Genomic DNA, 21,008 nt, shown 5'->3' on the forward strand with positions numbered 1-21,008 from the left:
GGCGTGCGCCGAGAGTGGCCGCGTCGAGGGGTCTGAACAGTGTTGCCGGGTGGGCGGAAATTGCCCGAGAGCAGGAGCCGCCCACGTCAGCGGGCCGGCGGCGCCGGAGGCCGTCGGAAGGGAGCGTCATCCGGGTCGCTCCGGTACCGACGACCGGTGGGGGACACCCAGTGCAGGACGGACGAGGCCGGTGGAGGCGAGGAGTATGGTGCCGGCGCCGGAACCGATGAGCTCGAAGCAGACGACGTCGGCGTCGGATCGTCGCGCGAGGCGGCGTCCAGCCCGGGTGGACCGGTCACTCGCCAGGCGGAGTGGTGCTTGAGCACGTGATGTCGGCGGCACAGGTGGGCGAGGTTGTCCTCCTCGGTGGCCCCGCCGTCGGCCCAGGCGGTGCGATGGTCGAGATCGCAGCGGGTGGCGGCACGGCGGCATCCGGGGAACCGGCAGGTTCCGTCCCGCACCTGCAACCGGCGACGCAGCTCGGCGGGGATCCGGTACTGCCGCCCTGCGGTGATCAGCCGCGTACCGGTCGGCGACGAGTCGTCGGCCAGGGTGATGCCGAGGGTGAAGGACGTCGCTGTCGACGCGAGCCGGCGGGCGTCCTCGACGGGGATCGATCCGAAGGGTCCGAACGCGGCCGGGCCGTCTTCGCCGAGGAGCACCGCGGCCGGCATGGTGAGCAGGAGCGACGGCGGCGAACTCGACGGACCATCGGCGGACGGAGCCGCCCTCGTCCCGCCGGCGCCGGCGTCGCTCAGGTCCGGAGCCGTTGTGCCGGCGGCGTCCGGAACGCTCCCGCTGGTGGTTCCTCCGATGATCAGGTCGGTGAGGACGTCGACCCGAGCCTGACCGACGGTCCGCTCGTCCTCGTCGTCGGGCATACCCGTCTCCCGAGTCCGGCCGGTGGACACTTCGAGCTGAGGTCCCAGCGCGGCCCGCGCGAGGGCGGTGAGGTGGTGGTCGACGTCGTGGGCGTCGGCCGCCGGCAGCCACGCCGTCAGGTGCGCCATGCCGTCGCACCCCGGTCGGACGCGGACGCATCGGTCGGCTCGCGCCACCTCGTGGCGTTCCTGCCGGGAGAGGGGGTGCAGGCGCTCACGCAGCCGGCGGGCTCGCGCACCCACCTCGCCCGTCGTACCTCCGGCGCACGCCACGTCGAGGAGGAACCGTTCGGTCTGTTCGACGGCGGTGCGGACGCGGGCGTCGGTCTGAGCGTCCGTGACCGGCAGCGAGGTGTACTCCCTCGCACTGTCGATGATGATGCGGGCGGCGGCGCCCGTGATGGTGCCGGCAGCCAGCGCCGTTGTGGTGTCCGGGAGCCAGGCATCGAGCAATTGACCGTGCTGGATCAGCAGGTGAGCGGCCTTCTCGCCGATCCGCAGGGCGCAGGCGATCTCGGCGATGGCGCTGCGTTCGGCGACGGCGACCCTCTCGGCGCGCGTGAGTCCACCGTGCCCGAGCCCGGCACTCCCACGGTCCGCGAGACCGTCGTCCCACGTCGGGTTCGCGCTGACCCAGGCCTCGTGGTCGCGCGTGGCGGCGTGGGTCGCGCTCACCGCGATGGCGTGTCGACGCGCCTCCAGCCAGGACTCGAGCTGCCGCACCTGCTCCAAGGCACCGATGAGCACATCGGTCGAGTCGGTGTCCGCGGCGGATGCCACGGCATGGACCCGGCGCATCGCCTCGGCTTCGTCCAGGGGACGGGGCGCGAGCCCGGCGACGGGCGTCACCGTCTCGTCGGCGCGACCGCCTCCATCAACGTGCACGAGCGCGAACAGCTCCTCCATGGCACGAGTCAACCCGCTGCCACCGACAGAACTCGCGGCGGCCGGGGAAGCTGTGGAGGGAGTCCGACGATGAACCGGTGCGCCACCGGGCCCAGGCGTGAACAACTCCTCCATGAGACGAGTCAGCCCGCCGCCACCGCCAGAAGGACGGCGGCCGAGCCCCCGAACCCCTAGTGCGCCTGCACCCCGAGGGCCTGGAGCATCGGCCGGAACTTCGCCCAGGTCTCCCGGAGTTCCGCGGCCGGATCGGAGGCCTCGACGATCCCGCACCCGGCGAACAGGCGCGCCGTCGTCGGCGACTCCAGCACCGCCCCCCGCAGGGCGATGCCCCACTCGCCGTTGCCGGTCGAGTCGACCCAGCCGACCGGGCCGGCGTACGGTCCGCGGTCCAGGTGCTCGAGTTCGCTGATCAGCTCCGCGGCGGCGGCCGTCGGCGTTCCGCACACGGCGGCCGTGGGGTGCAGCGCCTCCGCCAGGGCGAGCGCGCCCGGCGTGCGGTGCTTGCCGGTGGGAGAGGGCGCGTCGTTGAGCACCGCCGTCACGTCCGAGGCCAGGTGCCACACGTTGGGCAGCTCGAGCACGAACGGCTCGCTCGAGACTGTCATCGTGTCCGTGTAACTGGTGAGGCGGTCCAGCAGCGAGTTGATCGCGAACTCGTGCTCCTGCCGCTGCTTCGTCGAACCCCACAGCACCCGCTGCGCGTAGTCCGGGTCGTCCGCCGGCGCGCTCGCCCGGTCCAGGGTCCCGGCCAGCACCCGGGCGCGGGCCACGTTGTCCTCGACCTTGATCAGCATCTCCGGGGTGGACCCGATGAGCCCCTCCACCGAGTACGTCCAGCAGTCCCGGTACCGGTGCGCCAGGTCCGAGAGCACGGCCGCCGGCTCCACCGCGGTGTCCAGCTCGACGACGACGTCGCGCGCCAGGACGAGCTTGTGCAGCTCCCCGGCGCTGATCCGGGCGACCCCCGCCGTGACCGCGTCCATCCACTGGTCCCCGCTCAGCGACCCGTCCCGCACCCGGCCACCGGTCGGAACGGCGGGCGGAGCCGAGGACTCGGAGAGCAGCGCGTCGAATGCGGCGAGGGCGGTCGCGGCGGTCGGGGCGTCGTCGCTCACGCTCTGCAGCGTGAGCCAGGTGCGTCCGTCGTCCGCGGCGCCCACGACGAGTTCGGGCACGACGAGGCGGGAGTCGAAGGCGGAGTCGTCGGCGAAGGCGAAGGACCCGAAGGCCAGGAGCCCGGTGCCGGGCCCGCCCACGGTGTTCTCCCGCCGCGCGGTGGCGCTGACCTGACGCCACCACTGCCGGGCCCGGGCGAACCGGTCGGCGCCTGCGGACGCGAACCGCGCGGCGGTGCCGATACCGACGAGGCCGTTCTCCCGGCGCAGCCAGACCGCGGGAAGCCCCGACCGCCGTGTCGTCTCGACCAGACCCACGAGGCCACCCGGCAGACGCGCGGGGTCCAGGGGAACGGTCACGGTCGAGAGAAGGGGAGTGGGGGTGTCGGTGCCGGCCGGGGAGGGTTCCCCGGCCACCCGCGAGGAAACGGAGGCCATGGTGCCCTCAATCTACTCGGCTGCGGAGGCGCGACCGGTGCGGCGGCCGGGGCGTCCGCTGCCGGCGAAGTGCCGGGCCCTCGCGGGGTGGGTTCGCCCCGGCGTGCCAGAATGAGCGGGTGAATCGCGCGTCCCTGGAGAAGGATCCCGACGACGTCGCGCGGATGTTCGACGACGTCGCACCCCGCTACGACCTGGTCAACGATGTGCTGTCCGCCGGACAGGTGCGGTACTGGCGCCGGATCGTCGTGGCCGCCGTCGGCGCGCGACGCGGCCAGCGGGTGCTGGACCTCGCCGCCGGCACCGGTACGTCCAGCGAGCCCTACGCCGACGCGGGCGTGGACGTGGTCGCCGCCGACTTCTCCCCGGGCATGCTCGAGGTCGGCCGTCGCCGTCGCCCCGACATCACCTTCGTCCAGGCCGACGCCATGGCCCTGCCCTTCGGCGACGGCGAGTTCGACGCCACGACCATCTCCTACGGGTTGCGCAACATCAACGACCCGAAGCAGGCGCTGCGCGAGATGCTGCGCGTGACGAAGCCCGGTGGCCGGCTCGTGATCGCCGAGTTCTCCCGACCGACGTTCGCGCCTTTCCGCACCGTCTACACCGAGTACCTGATGCGGGCCATCCCACCGATCGCCCGCGCGGTCTCCTCGAACCCGGACTCCTACGTCTATCTGGCCGAGTCGATCCGTGCTTGGCCGGACCAGGAGGAGCTCGCCGCCTGGCTCGCCGAGGCCGGCTGGACCGACGTGCAGTACCGGAACCTGACCGGCGGCATCGTCGCCGTGCACCGGGCCACGAAGCCCGTGACGACGTCCGCGGCGGATGCCGTGACGCCGTCGGTCGCCGCGCCGTGACCGTCGTCATCGTCGGGGCCGGCCCCGCCGGCTCCACCGCGGCCTGGCACCTCGCGCAGGCCGGCATCGAGACCGTCGTCCTCGAGAAGACCCACTTCCCCCGGGAGAAGGTCTGCGGGGACGGGCTCACCCCGCGCGCCGTCCGCGAGATGCAGCGCATCGGTCTGCCCCACGAGGTCGACGCCGGCTGGCGCCGGATGAAGGGGCTGCGCCTGATCGCCGCGGGTCGCACCGTCGAGGTGCCCTGGCCCGAACTCACCGACTTCCCCGACTACGGGCTGGTCCGCACCCGGCTCGGCTTCGACGAGGCCCTCGCCCGCCACGCCGAGGCCGCCGGCGCCACCGTATTGACCGGGCACAACGTGCTCGGGGCCGAGCGGGACGATGCCGGCCGGGTGACCGGGGTGCGGGCCGCGGTGCTCGACGCCGACGGCCGGCGCACCGGCGAGGAGCGCAGGTTCGACGCCGACGTCGTCCTCGCCGCAGACGGCAACTCCGCCCGCACCGCCCTCTCCGTCGGCCTCGAGCGTCGCGAGGACCGTCCGCTCGGCGTGGCCGTGCGCACCTACTACACGTCCCCCCGCCACGAGGACGACTGGATGGAGGGCTGGCTGCAGCTGCCCGACGCCGCCGGCCGCCCGCTGCCGGGCTACGGCTGGGTCTTCGGCGTCGGCGACGGCACCTCCAACGTGGGCCTGGGCATCCTCAACTCCTCGAAGCAGTTCGGGAGGATCGACTACCGGCAGGTGCTGCGGGAGTGGACGGCCGCGATGCCCGCGGAGTGGGGCTACCGGCCCGAGAACCAGGTGGGCCCCATCCGCGGTGCCGCCCTGCCGATGGGCTTCAACCGCACCCCGCACGCGGTGCCGGGCATGCTGCTGCTCGGCGACGCCGGCGGCATGGTCTCCCCGTTCAACGGCGAGGGCATCTCCTACGCCATGGAGTCCGCCCGGTTCGCCGCCGAGCGCATCGTCGACGCCTTGGCCGCCCCCGACGCCGCCGGCCGTGACGCGGCGCTGGCCACCTACCCGGACGTGATCCGCGGGCAGTGGGGCTCCCACTTCCAGCTCGGTGCCCTCTTCGCCCGCCTGATCGGGCACCCGCAGGTGATGAACGCGGCGCTGCGCACCGGCATGAGCGCCCCGCCGCTGCTGCGGATGGTGGTGCGCATGCTCGCGAACCTCACGGATCACCCGGGCGGGCTCGAGGACCGGGCCATCCACCTGCTGGAACGGCTCACTCCTCCCGCGAGCAACCAGCTGAGCAACCGGGCGAGTACCGGCCGGCGTCCGGCGTCGTTGCCGCAGAAAGCTAGGGTTGAGGCGTGAAGGAAACCTCGAACGCCGAGATGACGTCGGCCGGGTCGCCGGTGGCGTCCGCCGTCCGCCCGACCGGTGGCTCCGGATCGGGTCGCCTGCCCACGGCCGGCATGGTGCTGCCCGCCGCGTTCTCCCTCGTCGCCGACAACGCCGACCTCGGTCCCGCCGTCGTCGCCTCCCTCGGGCGGGTCGAGGAACGCCTGCGCACCTCCATCGCGCACGCGGACCCGCTCGCGGACACCATCAGCCGGCACCTGTTCGACGCCGGCGGCAAGCGCATCCGCCCGCTGCTGACCATCCTCGCCGCGCACCTGGGTGACCCGGACCGCGACGAGGTGGAGCAGGCCGCCGTCGTCGTCGAGATGACCCACCTGGCCACGCTCTACCACGACGACGTGATGGACTCCGCGCAGTTCCGCCGCGGTGCCCCGTCCGCCCACCAGATCTGGGGCAACTCGGTCGCCATCCTCGCGGGCGACCTCCTGTTCGCCCGCGCCTCCCGGCTCGTCTCCGACCTCGGCGGCCGGGCGCTGGCCATCCAGGCGAGCACCTTCGAGCGGCTGTGCCTGGGACAGCTGCACGAGACCGTCGGCCCCGCCGAGGGCGAGGACCCCGTGGCCCACTACCTCTCCGTCATCGCCGACAAGACCGGCTCCCTCGTCGCGGCCAGCGGCCAGCTCGGGGCCATCTTCTCGGGCGCCGACGAGGTCTACGTCGACACCATGGTCAGCTACGGCGAGAAGATCGGCGTCGCCTTCCAGCTGGCCGACGACGTCATCGACGTCACCGGGGCTCGCGCGGTCTCGGGGAAGACCCCGGGTACGGACCTGCGCGAGCACGTCCCGACCCTGCCCGTCCTGCTGCTGCGTCGCGCGGCCGCCGGCGGGGACGAGTCCGCCGCCCGCGTGCTGGACCTGGTCGACGGCGACCTCGGCTCGGACGAGGCGCTGCGCACCGCGGTCGCCGCGGTGGCGGACCACTCGGCCACCGACGAGTCGTGGAGTGTTGCCCGCCGCTGGGCCGACGACGCTGTCGACGCGCTGGACCCGCTGCCCGCCGGCGTCGTCAAGGACGCGCTGGTCGGCTTCGCGCGCGCCGTGGTGGACCGCTCCGCCTGAGCCGGCCCCGGGCGTCGGTGTCGGTCGCGGAGGGTTTCACTCGACGACGCGGCGACTGGCCAGGGGAATGCCCCACCGCAGCCGCCGTCCCGCCACCCGCAGGGCGAACACGAGCACGATGATGGGCACCGTCGTCAGCGGGTGCACGAGCCCGAGCGCGGCCGCGGCCGCCGTCAGCGCCGCCCCCACGAACGCGGGGATCGCGTAGAACTCGCGCTGGTCGAACAGCGCCGGGGTGACGTTGGCGATCACGTCCCGTAGGATGCCCCCGCCCACCGCCGTCGTGACCCCGAGCAGGGCGGCCGTCACCGGGTGCTGGTGCGCGGCGATGGCCAGCAGCGTCCCGGACACGCAGAACAGCGCCAAGCCCGCCGCGTCGAAGGCCACCAGCAGCCGGTTGAACCGGCGCACCGACGCCGAGATGAAGTACACGGTCACGACCGCCAGCACGGGCGGCGCCAGGTAGAGGGGCTGGGAGAACGCGATCGGCGGCCCTGCGTCGAGCACGAGGTCCCGGACGACGCCGCCGCCGAGGCCGGTGACCGAGGCGAGCAGCAGCGAGCCGACCAGGTCGAAGCGCTGCCGGGCCGCGAGCAGGGAACCGGACACCGCGAAGAAGTAGACCCCCACGAGGTCGAGGATCAGCAGCGTCACCGAGGCGTTCACGGCCCCCAGCGTAGGGGGCGCAGGCCCACCTCCGATGACGACGGGACCGGTGACGAAATGTGTCCCGGCGTGACCGGAGGTGTCGGCCGGCTGCACGCGGCCCGCATCACGCTCCTACCGTCGAGACATGGCTGAGCTGACCTCCGGCGCCACCGCCGCACCCGCCGTCACCCCCGCGCGGGACCGCCCCTCCCTGGTGCCCGGCATCCCGCGGCGCCAGCTGCGTGCGGCCGGGATCGGCAACCTGATCGAGTGGTTCGACTGGAACGCCTACGCCCTGCTGTCGGTCTACTTCGCCGGCCAGTTCTTCCCCGCCGGCACGTCCCCGCTCGTCGCCCTGCTCGGCACCTTCGGCATCATGGCGGTCGGCTTCATCGCCCGTCCGCTGGCCGGGCTGGTGCTCGGCACCGTCGCCGACCGGTTCGGCCGCAAGCCCGCCCTGCTGCTGACCGTCTACGGGATGGGCGTGTCCAGCCTGCTGATCGCCTTCGCGCCCACCTACGCGCAGGTAGGGCTCGTGGCGCCGCTGATCCTGCTCGTGGCCCGCATCGTGCAGGGCATCTGCATCGGCGGGGAGTACGCCTCGATGTCCGCGTTCGCGATGGAGATGGCGCCGCAGGGCCGGCGCGGTTTCATCGCCGGGGTGCTCAACGCCGTCGCCGGCTTCGGCCAGATCGCCGTCGCCGGCCTCGTGCTGCTGCTGTCCTGGACGCTGCCGCACGAGGCCATGACGGCATGGGGCTGGCGGCTCGTCTTCGTCGTCGGGGCGCTGCTGTCGGTGGCCGGGATCTGGCTGCGCCGCGACATGCACGAGACGATCGACGCGCGGCGCTCGCGGGCCGGTGCCACCGGCATGTTCGCGGCCATGCGCCGCTACCCGGGCGCCACCGTCCGGGTGGTCGGCCTGACCATCGGGTTCACGGCCATGGTCTACGCGTGGGGGACCTACATGCCCACCTACGCGACCACCTACCGGGGTTTCGACCCGAAGCTCGGCATGGTGGCCATGGTCGTGAGCACCGTCGTCGCGATGGTCGGGGCCCTGGTCGCCGGGCGGCTCTCGGACCGGTTCGGGCGCCGGCCCACGATGGTCGCGGCGGGCGTGCTGCTGACGGTCGGCACCGTCCCGGCGCTCGCCCTGATCAACCACTCGGTGTGGTCGCTGATCGCCGTGCAGGGCTTCGGGATGCTGACCCTGTCCCTGCTGCAGGCCAGCTCGATGCCGGCCTACACCGAGATGTTCCCGGCCGACTTCCGGGCCGCGGGCCTCGGCTTCCCCTACGCGCTGACGGTCGGGCTGATCGGCGGCACGGTGCCGATGGTCGGGACGCAGCTGGCGTCCGTCGGGCTGCCGACGGCGTTCCCCTGGTACCTCGTCGTGCTGATGGCCATCTCCACCGTCTTCTACCTGACGATGAAGGAGACCGCGTTCGAGCCGCTGCCGGACTGACCCGGTCTCCGGACCGGCGCGGTGACCATTGCGCTCGCCGGGGTCCCTCTGCTTGGCTGGATCAGCAGCACCGGACCGGAGCTGCACTCCAGGAGGTCACCATGACCAGCACCCAGCCCGACGACGACCAGGGCCGCACGCACGGCGAGTCCCCGGCCGAGGGCGACGACGATACCCAGCCGACGCAGCCCCGTGAACACGCCGAGGAGGCCGCGGAGGGCGACGACGACGGCGGGTCCTGACCGATGAAGAGCCAGCTCCACGTCGTGACCCTCGCGGTGGCGGATCTCCAGCGCGCCGTCACCTTCTACCGGGACGGGCTCGGCCTGGCCACCGAGGGCATCATCGGCTCCGAGCACCCCGCGACGCCGGACAGCCCGGGCGGCGAGACCGCCATGTTCCACCTGGACGGCGGCTTGATCCTCTCCCTCTACCCGGCCGGTGAACTGGCCAAGGACGCCGGCCTGCCCGCCGACGCGATCGGCGGCTCCGGCGTGTCCCTGGGTCACATCGTGCCGGAGCGCGACGACGTCGATGCCGTGCTGCGCGAGGCCGAGCTGGCCGGGGCCACCGTCCTCGGCGTGGCGCACGAGCGCCCCTGGGGCATCTACTCCGGCTACTTCCGCGACCTCGACGGGCACCTCTGGGAGGTGCTGTCCTTCCTGCCCGGCGCCGGTCCCGACGCCGACGGCTGATCTCTCCTTCTCGCGCCACGGCGCCGTTCACCGGGGGAGTGGTGTGTGCTTGCGCACGTCACCACGAACGGCTCCGAATAAGAAACTAGAATGGTGTGGATTTGAAGGAGACTGATTCGATCGTGCTCGACCACAGCCTGAACGGCACCGCCGCGGCCGACGAGACCGCCACCACCGCGACCCCCGCCGACGCCAGCGCCACGACGACCGTCCTGCGGGTCGCCGTCGTCGGAGCCGGCCCCGCCGGCGTCTACGCCGCGGACCTGCTCACCAAGTCCGAGGAGGTCAAGAGTGGTGCCCTGACGCTGAGCATCGACCTCTTCGACCGCTACCCGGCCCCGTTCGGGCTGATCCGGTACGGCGTCGCGCCGGATCACCCCCGGATCAAGGGCATCATCGCCGCCCTGCACAAGGTGCTCGACCGCGGCGATATCCGTTTCTTCGGCAACGTCAACGTCGGCACCGACATCACCCTGACGGAGCTGCGCGCCCGGTACGACGCCGTCATCTTCGCCACCGGTGCCATCAAGGACGCGGACTTGAACATCCCGGGTGTCGAGCTGGAGGGCTCCTGGGGGGCCGCCGACTTCGTCTCCTGGTACGACGGGCACCCCGACGTGGACCGCGACTGGCCGCTGGACGCCAAGGAGATCGCGGTCATCGGCAACGGCAACGTCGCCCTCGACGTCGCCCGCATCCTCGCCAAGCAGGCCGACGACCTGCTCACCACCGAGATCCCGGACAACGTCTACCAGGCGCTCAAGCGCTCGCCCGCCACGGACGTGCACATCTTCGGCCGCCGGGGCCCCGCGCAGATCAAGTTCACGCCGCTGGAGCTGCGCGAGCTCTCCCAGTCGCCCGACGTCGACATCGTGCTCTACCCGGAGGACTTCGAGTTCGACGAGGAGTCCGAGCGGCAGATGCAGACGAACAACCAGACCAAGACCATGATGGGCACGCTCACCAACTGGATCGCGGCCCAGCCGGACGACCTGGCGGAGCTGACCGCCAAGCGCCGCCTGCACCTGCACTTCCTGCACAACCCGGTCGAGATCCTCGACTCGGCGGACGCCCCCGGGCACGTCGCCGCGATGCGATTCGAGCGGACCGAGCTGGACGGCACCGGCGGGGTCCGCGGCACCGGTGAGACGGTCGAGTACCCCGTGCAGGCCGTCTACCGGGCCATCGGCTACTTCGGCTCGGCGCTGCCGGACCTGGACTTCGACCACCGCCGCGGTGTGCTGCCGAACGACGGCGGGCACGTGCTCGACGCCGACGGCAACCCCGTCCCGGGCGTCTACGCCACCGGCTGGATCAAGCGTGGCCCGGTCGGCCTGATCGGGCACACCAAGGGCGACGCCCTGGAGACCATCGGCATGCTGCTGGCGGACCGTGAGGGCCTGGCCCGGCCGGAGCACCCCGAGGAGTCCGCCGTGATCGAGCTGCTGGACGGCCGCGGTGTCGAGTACACGACGTGGGAGGGCTGGCACGCCCTGGACGCGCACGAGCGGGAGCTCGGCACGACGGCCACGGCGTCCGGCCCGGTCGAGCGGGAGCGCGTCAAGGTCGTCCCGCGCGGCGACATGGTCGACATCAGCCGGGCGATCCGGGACCTCACCGGCGCCTGAGCGTCACGCCTGCTCAACGACGGCGGCCGCGCTGCACCTGACCGGTGCGGCGCGGCCGCCGTCGTTTCACGTTCTCGCGCCGAGTGTGCGGATGGCGGTCTCATCGGGGGGGGTGTGGCTGCGTCAACCGCACACTCGGCGGCTCTCGTGATCTCACGCCCCGTTGCGGACCCGGGACACGGTCAGCGCGAGCCACAGCTGCACCCGGTCCGCGGTGACGCCCGGGTCCAGCCCCGTGAGGGTCTCGATCTGGGCGAGGCGATAGCGCACCGTGTTCCGGTGCAGCGCCAGGTCCGCGGCCACCGCCGCCGCCGAGCCGTTCAGATCGAGGTACCGGGCCAGGGTCACCATCAGATCGGTGCCGTGGTCGGCGTCGCTGGTCCGCACCGGCGCCAGCACCTCGTCGCTCATCGCCGCCAGCGGCACGTCCTCGCTGGCCAGCAGCAGCCCGGTCAGGCTCAGCTTCTCGACGTCGTTGATCCGGCCGCCGCGGGCGAGGGCCTGCCGCGCCTCGAACCAGCTCCACCGCAGCCCCTCCGGGTGCGGGTAGGCCCCGCCGATGCCGATGCTCCCGTCCAGCCCCGCCGCTTCGACGTGCGTGGCGACCGCCTCCGCGATGTCCTGCCCGGTACGGGGCCCGGTGTCCGGGACGATGATGAGCAGGCTCTCCTGCAGGACGGCGGTGACCAGGTCCGCGGCGACGCCCGGCAGGGGCAGGGCGGCGAGCAGCCGGTCCCGGCCGTGCCCGCGCTCGGAGGCGAGGCTGAGGGCCAGCACCCGGTGGCGGCGTCGCGGCTGCAGCCCGAGGGACTCGATGCGGGACGCGGCCTCCGCGCCAGTGACGGTCCCGCGGACGATGTCGCCGAGCACCTGGCCGCGCACCTGCCGCAGAGACGCACGATGCCGGGACTGGCTGCTCAGTTCCAGGCTGACCAGGCTCTGCGCGTAGGCGAGGATGTCCGCGTCCGCCGGCAGCTCCCGCACGGCGAGGACCGCGGCGTCGGCGCTGCCGGTTGAGATCGCCACCCGTGTCCACGCCTCCTCGGGCAGTCGTGAACCGGGGGCGGTGTGCAGCACCGAACCGTACTGGGTCAGGGCGACGTCGGTGCCGAGCATCCCGGCCAGCGCCGTGAGCAGACCCGGCAGGCCGCGGCCGGAGAGCAGGGTGTGGGCGAGGACCTGGTGCTCGCGCAGCAGTCCCTCGAGCCGGGCGGACGTCTCGTCCGCGTGCGCCTGCGCCACCCGCCGGGTGATCGCGAGGAACGGCACCGCGTAGGGCACCTCGAACACGGCCAGACCGGTCCGTTCCGCCTCCGCGCGGGTGGCGGCCGGAACCTCGTCGTGCCCCAGCCCGGTGCCGAAGCCGAGCCCGACGACGCCGGCGGAGGCCAGCCGGGAGACGAACCGGCGCTGCGCCGCCGCGTCGGGCTGCCGTAGCCCCACGGTGAGCACCACCTCCGCGCCGGAGAGGAACGGCGACGGATCCTCCAGCTCGGTGGACGCGGTCCAGGAGATCGGCTCGTCCATGCCCCGCCCGTCGGTGACGGGACGGAGCCCCAGGCCGGTGTCGGCGAGCAGGTCGTGCACGGTGATGGGCATGGATCCACGCTACGGCAGATCTGTCGGATGTCACACCGATGACCGTGATGACTGTGCGACTGGACATGGAACGGAGGGTGGCCCCGGGGCTACGCTGACAGCCGAAACCCGCCCACCCGAGAGGACGATCCATGACCGCCATCGCCACCCGCCTGGAACAGAAGCGCGACGTCTCCGGGGCCTTCCCCGGCCCGCGATCGCAGGAGCTCGCGCAGCGCCGGTCCGCCGTCGTCGCTGCCGGCGTCGCCTCCAGCGTGCCCGTCTACGCCGCCGACGCCGACGGCGCCATCATCCGTGACGTCGACGGCAACCAGTTCATCGACCTGGGTTCCGGCATCGCCGTCACCTCGGTCGGCGCCTCGGACCCGGCCGTCGTCGCCGCCGTCCAGGAGTCCGTCGAGCACTTCACCCACACGTGCTTCATGGTCACCCCCTACGAGAGCTACATCGCCGTCGCCGAGCAGCTGAACGCGCTGACCCCGGGGGACCACGAGAAGCGGACCGTGCTCTTCAACTCCGGCGCCGAGGCGGTGGAGAACGCCGTCAAGGTGGCCCGCCTGGCCACCGGCCGCAACGCCGTCGTCGTCTTCGACCACGCCTACCACGGCCGCACCAACCTGACGATGGCGCTGACCGCCAAGTCGATGCCCTACAAGCACGGCTTCGGCCCGTTCGCCCCCGAGGTGTACCGGGTGCCGATGAGCTACCCGTACCGCGAGGAGACGGAGATCAAGGGCGAGGACGCCGCCCGCCGGGCCATCGCCATGATCGAGAAGCAGATCGGCGCGGACCAGGTCGCCGCCATCCTGATCGAGCCGGTCCAGGGCGAGGGCGGCTTCATCGTCCCCGCCGAGGGCTTCCTGCCGACCCTGGCCGCGTGGGCGAAGGAGACCGGCGTCGTCTTCATCGCCGACGAGGTGCAGTCCGGTTTCTGCCGCACCGGCGCCTGGTTCGCCTCCGAGCACGAGAACGTCGTGCCGGACCTGATCACCATGGCCAAGGGCATCGCCGGCGGCCTCCCGCTCTCCGCGGTCACCGGCCGGGCCGACCTGCTCGACGCCGTCCACGGCGGCGGTCTCGGCGGCACCTACGGCGGCAACCCGGTGGCGTGCGCCGCCGCGCTCGCCGCGATCGGGACCATGAAGGAGCAGGACCTGCCGGCCCGCGCCGGGCACATCGGGGACACCATCGGCTCCCGGCTGCGCGCGCTTGCGGAGAAGACCGACATCATCGGCGAGGTCCGCGGACGCGGCGCGATGATGGCGATCGAACTGGTCAAGCCCGGCACCGGCGCCACCACCAAGGAGCCGAACCCGGAGGCGACGAAGGCCATCGTGCAGGCCGCCCTCGCGGAGGGCGTCATCCTGCTCACCTGCGGCACCTACGGCAACGTCATCCGGCTGCTGCCGCCGCTGGTGATCAGCGACGAGCTGCTGGTGGACGCGCTCGACGTGCTCGAGACGGCCATCCTCGCCGCCTGAGCGGCACCACGCACCACGCGGTGGAGCACCGCACCGGCCGGCCCCGCGCGACGGGCGCCGGCCGGTGCTGCGTGCCGACCACTTCATGACTCCCGGTTCCGGATCCCGACGGTGGGGGCTGCCACAATGGTGGCGGAGGTCACGGGCCGGTGGGTGCGGCATCGCCGCAGGCCAGGCGCGCAGGCCGGGGCAGGGGACCGGCACCGAGGGACATCGGCGAGAACGACGACAGGGCGGGACGGAGATGGGGAGCATGAGGTACGTGGTCGGCTACGGAGCCGCGGACACGGGTGCCGACGCCGTGGCGCTGGCCGTGGCGATCGCCCGCGCCCAGTCCGCCTCGCTGGACATCGTGCACGTGCGCCGGCGCTCCGAACCGTTCAACCCCAGCTACCCCGAACAGGATCCGGGCGCCGAGCGCGGTGGCCGGCCCTCCCCGCGCACCCTGCTCGAGCGGGCGCGCTCCCTGGTGCCCGACGACGTCGAGGCCCGCACCCACACCCGCACGGCGAGCTCCTTCGCCGAGGGCCTGATGACGGTGGCCCAGCAGTTCGACGCGGAACTGATCATCGTCGGTGCCGCCAGCTCGGGGCTGTGGTCCCGGTTCAGCGTCGGCACCGTGGCCGACCACCTGCTGCACAGCTCACCCGTGCCCGTGGCCCTCGCGCCGCGCGGTTACGACGCACCCCGGATCACGCGCATCAGCGCGGCGATCGGCTCACGGCCGGGCGCCCAGGCGGTGCTGGACACCGGGCTCGCGGCGGCGGCCCGGCGTCGGGTGCGGCTGCGCCTGATCTCGCTGCTGGCGCTCGGCAACGTCAAGGACCGGCCCGAGGCGCGCCGGCACACGCAGCGCATGCTCGACGAGGCCGCGCACACCCTGCCGGCCGCCGCGCGGGTGGACACCGCCATCGCGACGGGCAAGACGATCGAGAACGCCATCGACCGGATGACCTGGGAACCGGGCGACCTGGTGCTGGTCGGCTCGAGCCGACTCGCCCACGGGAACCGGCTGTTCATGGGGAGCACGGCGTCGAAGATGCTGCGCACGCTGCCCGTGCCGATGATCGTCGTGCCCAAGAGCGCGGCGGCCCTGGCCGCTGATGCCGTGGCGGACGCCGCCGCCGACGTGGCGGACGCGGCCGGTGCGGACAGCACCGGAAGTCAGCGCAGGTCGTAGAGGCGGTCCCCGGCCGCCACCGTGCGTCCGACGGCGTCGCTGCTGACGGAGTCCGGTGCGGCGCCGAGCACCACCACGGGGCAGGCGGCACTGTACCCGGCGTCCTGCACGGCCGTGAGGTCCACGGTCACCACGGTCTCACCCGCCTCCACCTGCTGCCCCTCTTCGGCGTGCAGGGTGAAGTGCCGGCCCTTCAGCTCCACGGTGTCGAGCCCCACGTGCACCAGCACGCTGGGCCCCTCCGGGGTGGTGACGACGAAGGCATGCGGGTGCAGCTTGACGATGGTCCCGCCGACGGGGGCCAGCACGGGGACCGCGCCCGAGCCGGACGGCGCCACGGAGACGCCCGGTCCCACCATCTGAGCGGCGAACACCTCGTCGGGCACCTCGGCGAGCGTCGTCACCGTGCCGGCGACGGGGGCGCCCACCGGGACGGTCACAGGAGGTCCTGGATGTCCTCGGCGAGCGAGTCGGCCTCGGGCCCCACGACGACCTGCACCGCGCGTCCGGAGACGATGACGCCGTGCGCGCCGGCGGCCCGCAGCGCCGCCTCGTTCACCACGGAGGCGTCGGACACCTCGGTCCGCAGCCGCGTGATGCAGCCCTCCACCTCGACGATGTTCCCGGCGCCGCCGAGCGCCGCCACGATGTCGTCCGCCTTGGCCATGTGTGGCTCCTTCATCCTTCGCTGACCTGCGTCAGCGTGCCTCGTTGACAACCGGGGTCAATACTACGAGCGTTCTCTCAGCGTGATCGAGACCATGCGCGGGAACCGCGCCCCGATCACCGCCCGTCGCCGGTCCGGTGGCCGGGATCGCCGACGAGACGAGGACTCATGACCAGCATCGCGACCGGGGCGGCCGCCCCACGCAAGGAACGGCGCGGCATGGCGAACCTGCAACGGTTCGGCCGGTCGCTCATGCTGCCGATCGCGGCGCTGCCGGCCGCGGGCCTGCTGCTGCGCCTCGGCCAGGCCGACCTGATCGGTGGGATCGCGGGCCTGGAGACCGTCGGCTCGGTCATCTCCGCGGCGGGCGGTGCCCTGTTCGACAACCTGCCGCTGCTGTTCGCGGTCGGCATCGCCATCGGCTGGGCGCGCAAGGCCGACGGCTCGACGGCGCTCGCGGCCGTCGTCGGCTACCTGGTGCTCACCGGGGTGTTCAAGGTGATGTCGCCCATCGTGCTGGCGGGGCAGAAGGCCACCGACGGCACCCAGGCGCTGATCAACTTCGGCGTCCTCGGCGGCATCGTCATCGGCCTGCTCGCGGCCGTCCTCTGGCAGCGGTTCTACCGGACGAAACTGCCGGACTACATCGGCTTCTTCGGCGGCCGCCGCCTCGTGCCGATCCTCACGGCGGTCTCCGCGATGATCATCGGCGTCGTGCTCTCCCTCATCTACCCGCTGTTCAACACCGCCCTCACGGGCGTGGGCAACGCCGTCCAGGACAACGCGATCGTCGGTGGCGGCATCTACGGCGTGCTCAACCGGCTGCTCATCCCGCTCGGCCTGCACCACATCCTCAACTCCGTGGTCTGGTTCCTCATCGGGGACTTCAACGGCAAGCACGGCGACCTCACCCGCTTCTTCGCCGGTGACCCGAACGCGGGCCTGTTCATGACCGGGTTCTTCCCCATCATGATGTTCGCCCTGCCGGCCGCCGCGCTGGCCATCTGGCACGAGGCGCGGCCCGCGCAGCGCAAGGTGATCGGCGGCGTCATGCTCTCGACCGGTCTGACCTCGTTCATCACCGGCATCACCGAGCCGCTCGAGTTCTCCTTCATGTTCGTGGCGTGGCCGCTGTACGTCATCCACGCGATCCTCACGGGCACGTCCATCGCCCTGGTCAACGCGCTCGGCATCCATCACGGCTTCTCGTTCTCGGCCGGCGCCATCGACTTCCTGTTGAACCTGGGCAAGTCGACCAACGGGCTGTGGCTGATCCCGATCGGGCTGGTCTACGCGGTCATCTACTACCTGGTGTTCCGGTTCGTCATCCGCCGCTGGAACCTGCGCACGCCGGGCCGGGAGGATGCCGTCGACGACACGGCTGCTCCGGCCGGTGTCGCCGCGACCGAGCCGGCCGCGGGCGACCGTGTGGACGGGCGGGACGGGGAGCCCACGGATGCGCTGCCCGCCGACACGTCGTCCGCGGGTGAGGACCACCGCGCGAACGCCGGGGTCGTCGAGAACGCGGGGGTCGTCGAGAACGCGGACGGGCCGACGGCCCACGACGGCGACGCCGGCGGTCACCTCGGTCGGCACGTCGGCCGGACGGGGGAGGACCACGCCGGCTGAGCAGCCCGGCGACCGCACCGGGAAAGACCGAGCAGGGGGCCGGCGTCGTCGAGGATCCACGACGACGCCGGCCTCCTCCGGTCCGACCGGAGCACGGAGTTCCACGGGGGTCCACGGCCGCCGACGCTGGCTCGAGCTCGCCGTCCTGATCGCCGTGGTGGCGGTGTTCTCCTGGGCCCACGACGCGCTGCGGCCCGGCCTCACGGCCGCCACCGAGCACGCGCAGCTGCTGCAGTCGGTGGAGCGGGCCCTGGACCTGGACGTCGAGGTGTCGGCGAATCGCTGGCTCGTCGAACGGCCGCCGCTGGCCCGGGCCGCGGTGCTGCTCTATCGCTTCTACGCCGTGCCGGTGCTCGGCGTCCTGCTGTGGGTGCTGCTCCGTCACGGCGGGATCTACCGGCAGGTGCGGACGACCGCGATCGTCATGGCGGTCCTCGCCCTGGTCGTCTTCTGGGCGTACCCGGTGTCCCCGCCCCGGTTCGCCCTGCCGGGCATCGTCGACGTCGTGGCCGACGACGCGCTGCTCGGCGGCCCCGCGTCACGTGACCTCAGCGGTGGCCGGAACCTCTTCTCGGCCTTCCCGAGCCTGCACGTGGGGTGGTCCGCCTTGGCCGCCTGGGCGGCGTGGTCGGCACTGACGGGGGCTCACCGGCGCCTCGGGCTGCTGCCGTGGCTGTTCCCGACGGCCATGGTCGCCGTGGTGATCGGGACGGGCAACCACTACGTGCTCGACGTCGTCGGCAGCGCCGTGCTGCTGGCCGTGTCGATCGGCGTCGCGGCGCTGCTCAGGGCAGCTCGGTCAGGACGCGAGCGGCTCCGTGTTCGCTGAGCCCGTCGTCGTCGTACCGGAACGGGGCCGACGGCGGATCTGCCGGAGGGCGTCGACGATGAGCACGAGCAGCGCGACCCACACGAGGCCGAACCCGACCCACCGCTCGGTCGGCATGTGCTCCTTCAGGACCGAGATCGCGAAGATGAACTGGAGCACGGGCGCCAGGTACTGGATCAGGCCCACGGTGGACAGCGGCAGGCGCCGGGCGGCGCCGCCGAAGAAGAGCAGCGGCAGCGCGGTGATGACACCGCTGGCGACCATCAGCCAGAAGTGGCCGGGCCCGTACGCGGTGAGCGTGGCCTGACCGGTCAGCGCCAGCCACAGCATGACGGCCAGCCCCACCGGCAGCAGCACCACGGTCTCCACCGTCAGGCTGGTCAGGGCGTCCACTCGGCCGCCGATCCGGTTCTTGACCAGGCCGTAGAACCCGAAGGAGAACGCCAGGACGAGTGCGATCCACGGCAGCTTGCCGTAGGCGATCGCGAGGACGACGACGGCGACGGCGCCGATCCCCACGGCGACCCACTGGGTGCGGCGCAGCGACTCGTGCAGCACGAGCACCCCGACGACCACGGACACCAGCGGGTTGATGAAGTAGCCGAGCGACCCCTCGATCGCCTGGTGCGTGGTGATGGCGTACGCGAACGCCAGCCAGTTGACGGCGATGAGCACCGCCGCGAGGGCCAGCGTCCCGACGACGCGGCGATCGGTCAGCGCATGCCCCAGGGCGCCCCAGCCCCGCATGACGGTGAGCAGAACCGCGCAGAACAGCACGGACCAGGCGACGCGGTTCGCGACGATCTCGACGGCACCCGCGGAGCCCAGCAGCGCGAAGTAGAGCGGCAGCAGGCCCCACAGGCCGTAGGCGGCGAAGCCGTTGAGCAGCCCGACGCCGGTACGACCGAGGCGACCGCCCGAATCGAGCGAGTCCGGAGTGCGGGCGGGTGGTCTCGCCGAGGCGCTGCGCGTGGAGGTCACATCCATGTCTCAAGTCGCGGGTGGGAGCCGGTATTCCCCGCCCGGGGCGCTGCTCGGGGGCCGATGACACGGGGGCGTGCGGGTCGCCGCCGATCAGCGGCCGAACAGGCGGCCGAAGAAGCCCTTCCGGCGCGGCTCCTCCTCGTCCTCGGGCGTCTCGGTGCGCTGGCCGTCGGGTGCCTCCTGCGGCTCGACAGGCTCCGCGGGTCGCGTCTCCTCGGGTTGCGTCTCCTCCGGGCGCGGTGCTTCCCGGGGCTGCTCCGGTGTCCCGGCCTCGTCGGCGGCCGGAGCCGTCGGGACGGGCTGCTCGGCAGGAGCGGCGGACGCAGGCGCCTCGCGGGTCGGCTCCTGATACGACGGCTGCTCGCGCGCCGGCTCGGGCTGCTCGCGCGCCGGCTCGGGTGCGGCCTCGGACACGGGCGCGGGGATCGGCGTCTGCGGGGCGGCCGGTGCCTCCTCGCGGGCGACGGCGGCGGGGCGCTCGACCGGTTCCGGCTCCACGAGCGTCACCGGCACCGGTTCGGGGGCGAAACCCGCGGGGAGACGGCTCTCGACGACGTCGATCCCGCTGATCGCGGAGCCGTCGAAGGTCAGCTCGACGCCGCCATCGGCGGTGCTGAGCACCACCCGGTCGTCGGCGTCCTCGCTCAGGTGCAGGCCCCGGCGCCGGGCGTAGCCCTCGACCGCGGCCCGGTGGTCGGTGGCCAGGCCCGTGTGCAGTCCCTCGGCGATCGTGCGGCCGACGGAACGGACCGTCGGCGGGTCGAGGACCAGCGCGTCGGAGCGCACGAGCATCCACACCCGGGCACCCCCGCCCGCACCGGCGGTGTAGTGGGCGTGCACGCCGGAGACGGTCTTGGCGGCGATCACGAGACGCTCGTCCAGGCCCGCGGCGAGCGGGACCTCGTCCTCCGCCAGTTCGGGGACGTCGTGATCGACGCCGTAGCGCCGCGTGGCCTCGGCGGCCGCGAGCACGGCCGGCAGGAAGTGCTCGGGCTGCTGCCACGACCAGATCCAGGTGCCGCGTGACGGTGAGGAACTGCCGAGCAGGTACGGGATCGCGGTGCCGTCGGTGCCCGGCAGGGTCACGCGCGGGCCGGCGAAATCCACCTGCGCGGCATCGGGAACCAGGTGCTCCTCGAACGCGCGCTGGTGTTCGACGGAGAGGAACAGTCCACGGTCGACGAGCGACTGGAGAGCAGAGGTCATGCTCCTACCCTACGATCGGGCACCGCCCCGTGGCGGCCCCCGCCGGTGCCGTCCGGCCCGATCGCCCCCCTCCTCGACGGCTCGCTTCGTAACGCTTCGGTAACGGGGTGTCACGTTGGGCCCGATTCCGTCTCTTCATGAGTGCGACGACGCCGCGGCGCTGGGGAGCGACGTGCGGGCGTCGATGGAGGGGGCCGGGTGCCGTCCGCGGGGGTGAGGCGGCACGACCAGTGCGAGAACGCACTGTCCGGATGCTGGTGCCCGCACTCGGGGGAGGCGCGGGCACCGGCATCCGACCAAGGATCGGCGGTCACCGCCCGGGTGCGGTGACCGCGGACCGACGTAGAATCCAGAAGG

General features: G+C 72.8%; 18 protein-coding genes and 1 pseudogene. 11 read left to right on the forward strand and 8 right to left on the reverse strand.

The genetic code is table 11. The features are described 5' to 3' along the window. Window positions 1-86: 86 nt before the first annotated feature. Window positions 87-1,787 carry an HNH endonuclease signature motif containing protein gene (locus tag BGP79_RS04335; RefSeq protein WP_076693443.1) on the reverse strand — a complete coding sequence of 567 codons (1,701 nt, stop codon included), beginning with the start codon at window positions 1,785-1,787 and terminating at the stop codon, window positions 87-89. Between the two features lie 170 nt (window positions 1,788-1,957). Then, window positions 1,958-3,340 (reverse strand): isochorismate synthase MenF, encoded by a 1,383-nt coding sequence (locus BGP79_RS04340; protein ID WP_083701567.1) that lies wholly within the window; start codon window positions 3,338-3,340, stop codon window positions 1,958-1,960. A 119-nt stretch (window positions 3,341-3,459) separates the two neighbouring features. On the opposite strand from BGP79_RS04340, the gene BGP79_RS04345 reads away from it, so the two are divergent. The 3 genes from BGP79_RS04345 to BGP79_RS04355 all read left to right on the forward strand — a co-directional run bounded on the left by BGP79_RS04345 (window position 3,460) and on the right by BGP79_RS04355 (window position 6,637). Further along, window positions 3,460-4,200, forward strand: a complete 741-nt coding sequence (locus tag BGP79_RS04345; protein WP_076693444.1) for a demethylmenaquinone methyltransferase — start codon at window positions 3,460-3,462, stop codon at window positions 4,198-4,200. Next, the gene (locus BGP79_RS04350; protein WP_076693445.1) at window positions 4,197-5,528 is read left to right on the forward strand and encodes a geranylgeranyl reductase family protein; all 1,332 of its coding nucleotides are present in this window, start codon (window positions 4,197-4,199) and stop codon (window positions 5,526-5,528) included. The genes BGP79_RS04345 and BGP79_RS04350 overlap by 4 nt, the downstream gene beginning before the upstream one ends. A gap of 101 nt (window positions 5,529-5,629) precedes the next feature. Next, window positions 5,630-6,637, forward strand: coding sequence for a polyprenyl synthetase family protein (locus tag BGP79_RS04355; RefSeq protein ID WP_233121199.1), 1,008 nt, complete (start codon window positions 5,630-5,632; stop codon window positions 6,635-6,637). Window positions 6,638-6,673: 36 nt separating this feature from the next. Here the strand turns inward: BGP79_RS04355 and BGP79_RS04360 are convergent, their stop codons facing one another. Next, window positions 6,674-7,303, reverse strand: a complete 630-nt coding sequence (locus BGP79_RS04360; RefSeq protein ID WP_076693446.1) for a trimeric intracellular cation channel family protein — start codon at window positions 7,301-7,303, stop codon at window positions 6,674-6,676. A gap of 127 nt (window positions 7,304-7,430) precedes the next feature. On the opposite strand from BGP79_RS04360, the gene BGP79_RS04365 reads away from it, so the two are divergent. The 4 genes from BGP79_RS04365 to BGP79_RS04375 all read left to right on the forward strand — a co-directional run bounded on the left by BGP79_RS04365 (window position 7,431) and on the right by BGP79_RS04375 (window position 11,076). After that, entirely contained in the window at window positions 7,431-8,753 is a 1,323-nt protein-coding gene (locus BGP79_RS04365) for an MFS transporter (protein ID WP_076693447.1), read from the forward strand. A 101-nt stretch (window positions 8,754-8,854) separates the two neighbouring features. After that, complete coding sequence (locus BGP79_RS16570) at window positions 8,855-8,995, forward strand: hypothetical protein (RefSeq protein ID WP_158067138.1); 141 nt, start codon at window positions 8,855-8,857, stop codon at window positions 8,993-8,995. Between the two features lie 3 nt (window positions 8,996-8,998). After that, entirely contained in the window at window positions 8,999-9,448 is a 450-nt protein-coding gene (locus BGP79_RS04370; protein WP_076693448.1) for a VOC family protein, read from the forward strand. Between the two features lie 212 nt (window positions 9,449-9,660). Further along, window positions 9,661-11,076, forward strand: coding sequence for an FAD-dependent oxidoreductase (locus BGP79_RS04375; RefSeq protein ID WP_076693807.1), 1,416 nt, complete (start codon window positions 9,661-9,663; stop codon window positions 11,074-11,076). A 153-nt stretch (window positions 11,077-11,229) separates the two neighbouring features. Here BGP79_RS04375 and BGP79_RS04380 read toward each other — a convergent pair whose 3' ends face one another. Then, the gene (locus BGP79_RS04380) at window positions 11,230-12,675 is read right to left on the reverse strand and encodes a PucR family transcriptional regulator (protein WP_076693449.1); all 1,446 of its coding nucleotides are present in this window, start codon (window positions 12,673-12,675) and stop codon (window positions 11,230-11,232) included. Window positions 12,676-12,806: 131 nt separating this feature from the next. Between BGP79_RS04380 and gabT the strand changes: the two genes are divergently transcribed. Both gabT and BGP79_RS04390 read left to right on the forward strand, forming a co-directional pair. After that, complete coding sequence (gabT, locus tag BGP79_RS04385; protein ID WP_076693450.1) at window positions 12,807-14,156, forward strand: 4-aminobutyrate--2-oxoglutarate transaminase; 1,350 nt, start codon at window positions 12,807-12,809, stop codon at window positions 14,154-14,156. 253 nt (window positions 14,157-14,409) lie between these two features. Then, window positions 14,410-15,336, forward strand: a complete 927-nt coding sequence (locus tag BGP79_RS04390; RefSeq protein WP_083701635.1) for a universal stress protein — start codon at window positions 14,410-14,412, stop codon at window positions 15,334-15,336. On the opposite strand, the gene BGP79_RS04395 is transcribed toward BGP79_RS04390, so the two are convergent. After that, the gene (locus BGP79_RS04395; protein WP_076693452.1) at window positions 15,321-15,776 is read right to left on the reverse strand and encodes a PTS glucose transporter subunit IIA; all 456 of its coding nucleotides are present in this window, start codon (window positions 15,774-15,776) and stop codon (window positions 15,321-15,323) included. The two genes, BGP79_RS04390 and BGP79_RS04395, sit on opposite strands and share 16 nt — an antisense overlap. Continuing rightward, window positions 15,773-16,003, reverse strand: coding sequence for a glucose PTS transporter subunit EIIB (locus tag BGP79_RS04400; protein ID WP_076693453.1), 231 nt, complete (start codon window positions 16,001-16,003; stop codon window positions 15,773-15,775). Before BGP79_RS04400 ends, BGP79_RS04395 begins: the two co-directional genes overlap by 4 nt. A gap of 168 nt (window positions 16,004-16,171) precedes the next feature. On the opposite strand from BGP79_RS04400, the pseudogene BGP79_RS04405 reads away from it, so the two are divergent. Continuing rightward, window positions 16,172-17,389: pseudogene (locus BGP79_RS04405) on the forward strand (PTS transporter subunit EIIC); the annotation flags it as partial. A 400-nt stretch (window positions 17,390-17,789) separates the two neighbouring features. Then, a complete protein-coding gene (locus BGP79_RS04410) occupies window positions 17,790-18,461 on the forward strand; it encodes a phosphatase PAP2 family protein (protein ID WP_198928420.1) in 672 nt (223 codons plus the stop codon). Here BGP79_RS04410 and rarD read toward each other — a convergent pair. Continuing rightward, window positions 18,432-19,448 carry an EamA family transporter RarD gene (gene rarD / locus BGP79_RS04415; protein ID WP_076693454.1) on the reverse strand — a complete coding sequence of 339 codons (1,017 nt, stop codon included), beginning with the start codon at window positions 19,446-19,448 and terminating at the stop codon, window positions 18,432-18,434. The genes BGP79_RS04410 and rarD overlap by 30 nt on opposite strands. Before the next feature lie 87 nt (window positions 19,449-19,535). Continuing rightward, window positions 19,536-20,651 carry a DUF6882 domain-containing protein gene (locus tag BGP79_RS04420; RefSeq protein ID WP_076693455.1) on the reverse strand — a complete coding sequence of 372 codons (1,116 nt, stop codon included), beginning with the start codon at window positions 20,649-20,651 and terminating at the stop codon, window positions 19,536-19,538. Window positions 20,652-21,008: the final 357 nt, after the last annotated feature.

Source organism: Tersicoccus sp. Bi-70 (assembly GCF_001968825.1).
Lineage (GTDB): Bacteria > Actinomycetota > Actinomycetes > Actinomycetales > Micrococcaceae > Tersicoccus.

What these genes read in the sequence shown, in the direction of transcription:
- BGP79_RS04335 (WP_076693443.1), bottom strand. Translation starts at nt 1,787, where the DNA reads ATGGAGGAGCTGTTCGCGCTCGTGCACGTTGATGGAGGCGGTCGCGCC.
- BGP79_RS04340 (WP_083701567.1), bottom strand. Translation starts at nt 3,340, where the DNA reads ATGGCCTCCGTTTCCTCGCGGGTGGCCGGGGAACCCTCCCCGGCCGGC.
- BGP79_RS04355 (WP_233121199.1), top strand. Translation starts at nt 5,630, where the DNA reads ATGGTGCTGCCCGCCGCGTTCTCCCTCGTCGCCGACAACGCCGACCTC.
- BGP79_RS04365 (WP_076693447.1), top strand. Translation starts at nt 7,431, where the DNA reads ATGGCTGAGCTGACCTCCGGCGCCACCGCCGCACCCGCCGTCACCCCC.
- BGP79_RS16570 (WP_158067138.1), top strand. Translation starts at nt 8,855, where the DNA reads ATGACCAGCACCCAGCCCGACGACGACCAGGGCCGCACGCACGGCGAG.
- BGP79_RS04370 (WP_076693448.1), top strand. Translation starts at nt 8,999, where the DNA reads ATGAAGAGCCAGCTCCACGTCGTGACCCTCGCGGTGGCGGATCTCCAG.
- BGP79_RS04380 (WP_076693449.1), bottom strand. Translation starts at nt 12,675, where the DNA reads ATGCCCATCACCGTGCACGACCTGCTCGCCGACACCGGCCTGGGGCTC.
- gabT (WP_076693450.1), top strand. Translation starts at nt 12,807, where the DNA reads ATGACCGCCATCGCCACCCGCCTGGAACAGAAGCGCGACGTCTCCGGG.
- BGP79_RS04390 (WP_083701635.1), top strand. Translation starts at nt 14,410, where the DNA reads ATGAGGTACGTGGTCGGCTACGGAGCCGCGGACACGGGTGCCGACGCC.
- BGP79_RS04400 (WP_076693453.1), bottom strand. Translation starts at nt 16,003, where the DNA reads ATGGCCAAGGCGGACGACATCGTGGCGGCGCTCGGCGGCGCCGGGAAC.
- rarD (WP_076693454.1), bottom strand. Translation starts at nt 19,448, where the DNA reads ATGGATGTGACCTCCACGCGCAGCGCCTCGGCGAGACCACCCGCCCGC.
- BGP79_RS04420 (WP_076693455.1), bottom strand. Translation starts at nt 20,651, where the DNA reads ATGACCTCTGCTCTCCAGTCGCTCGTCGACCGTGGACTGTTCCTCTCC.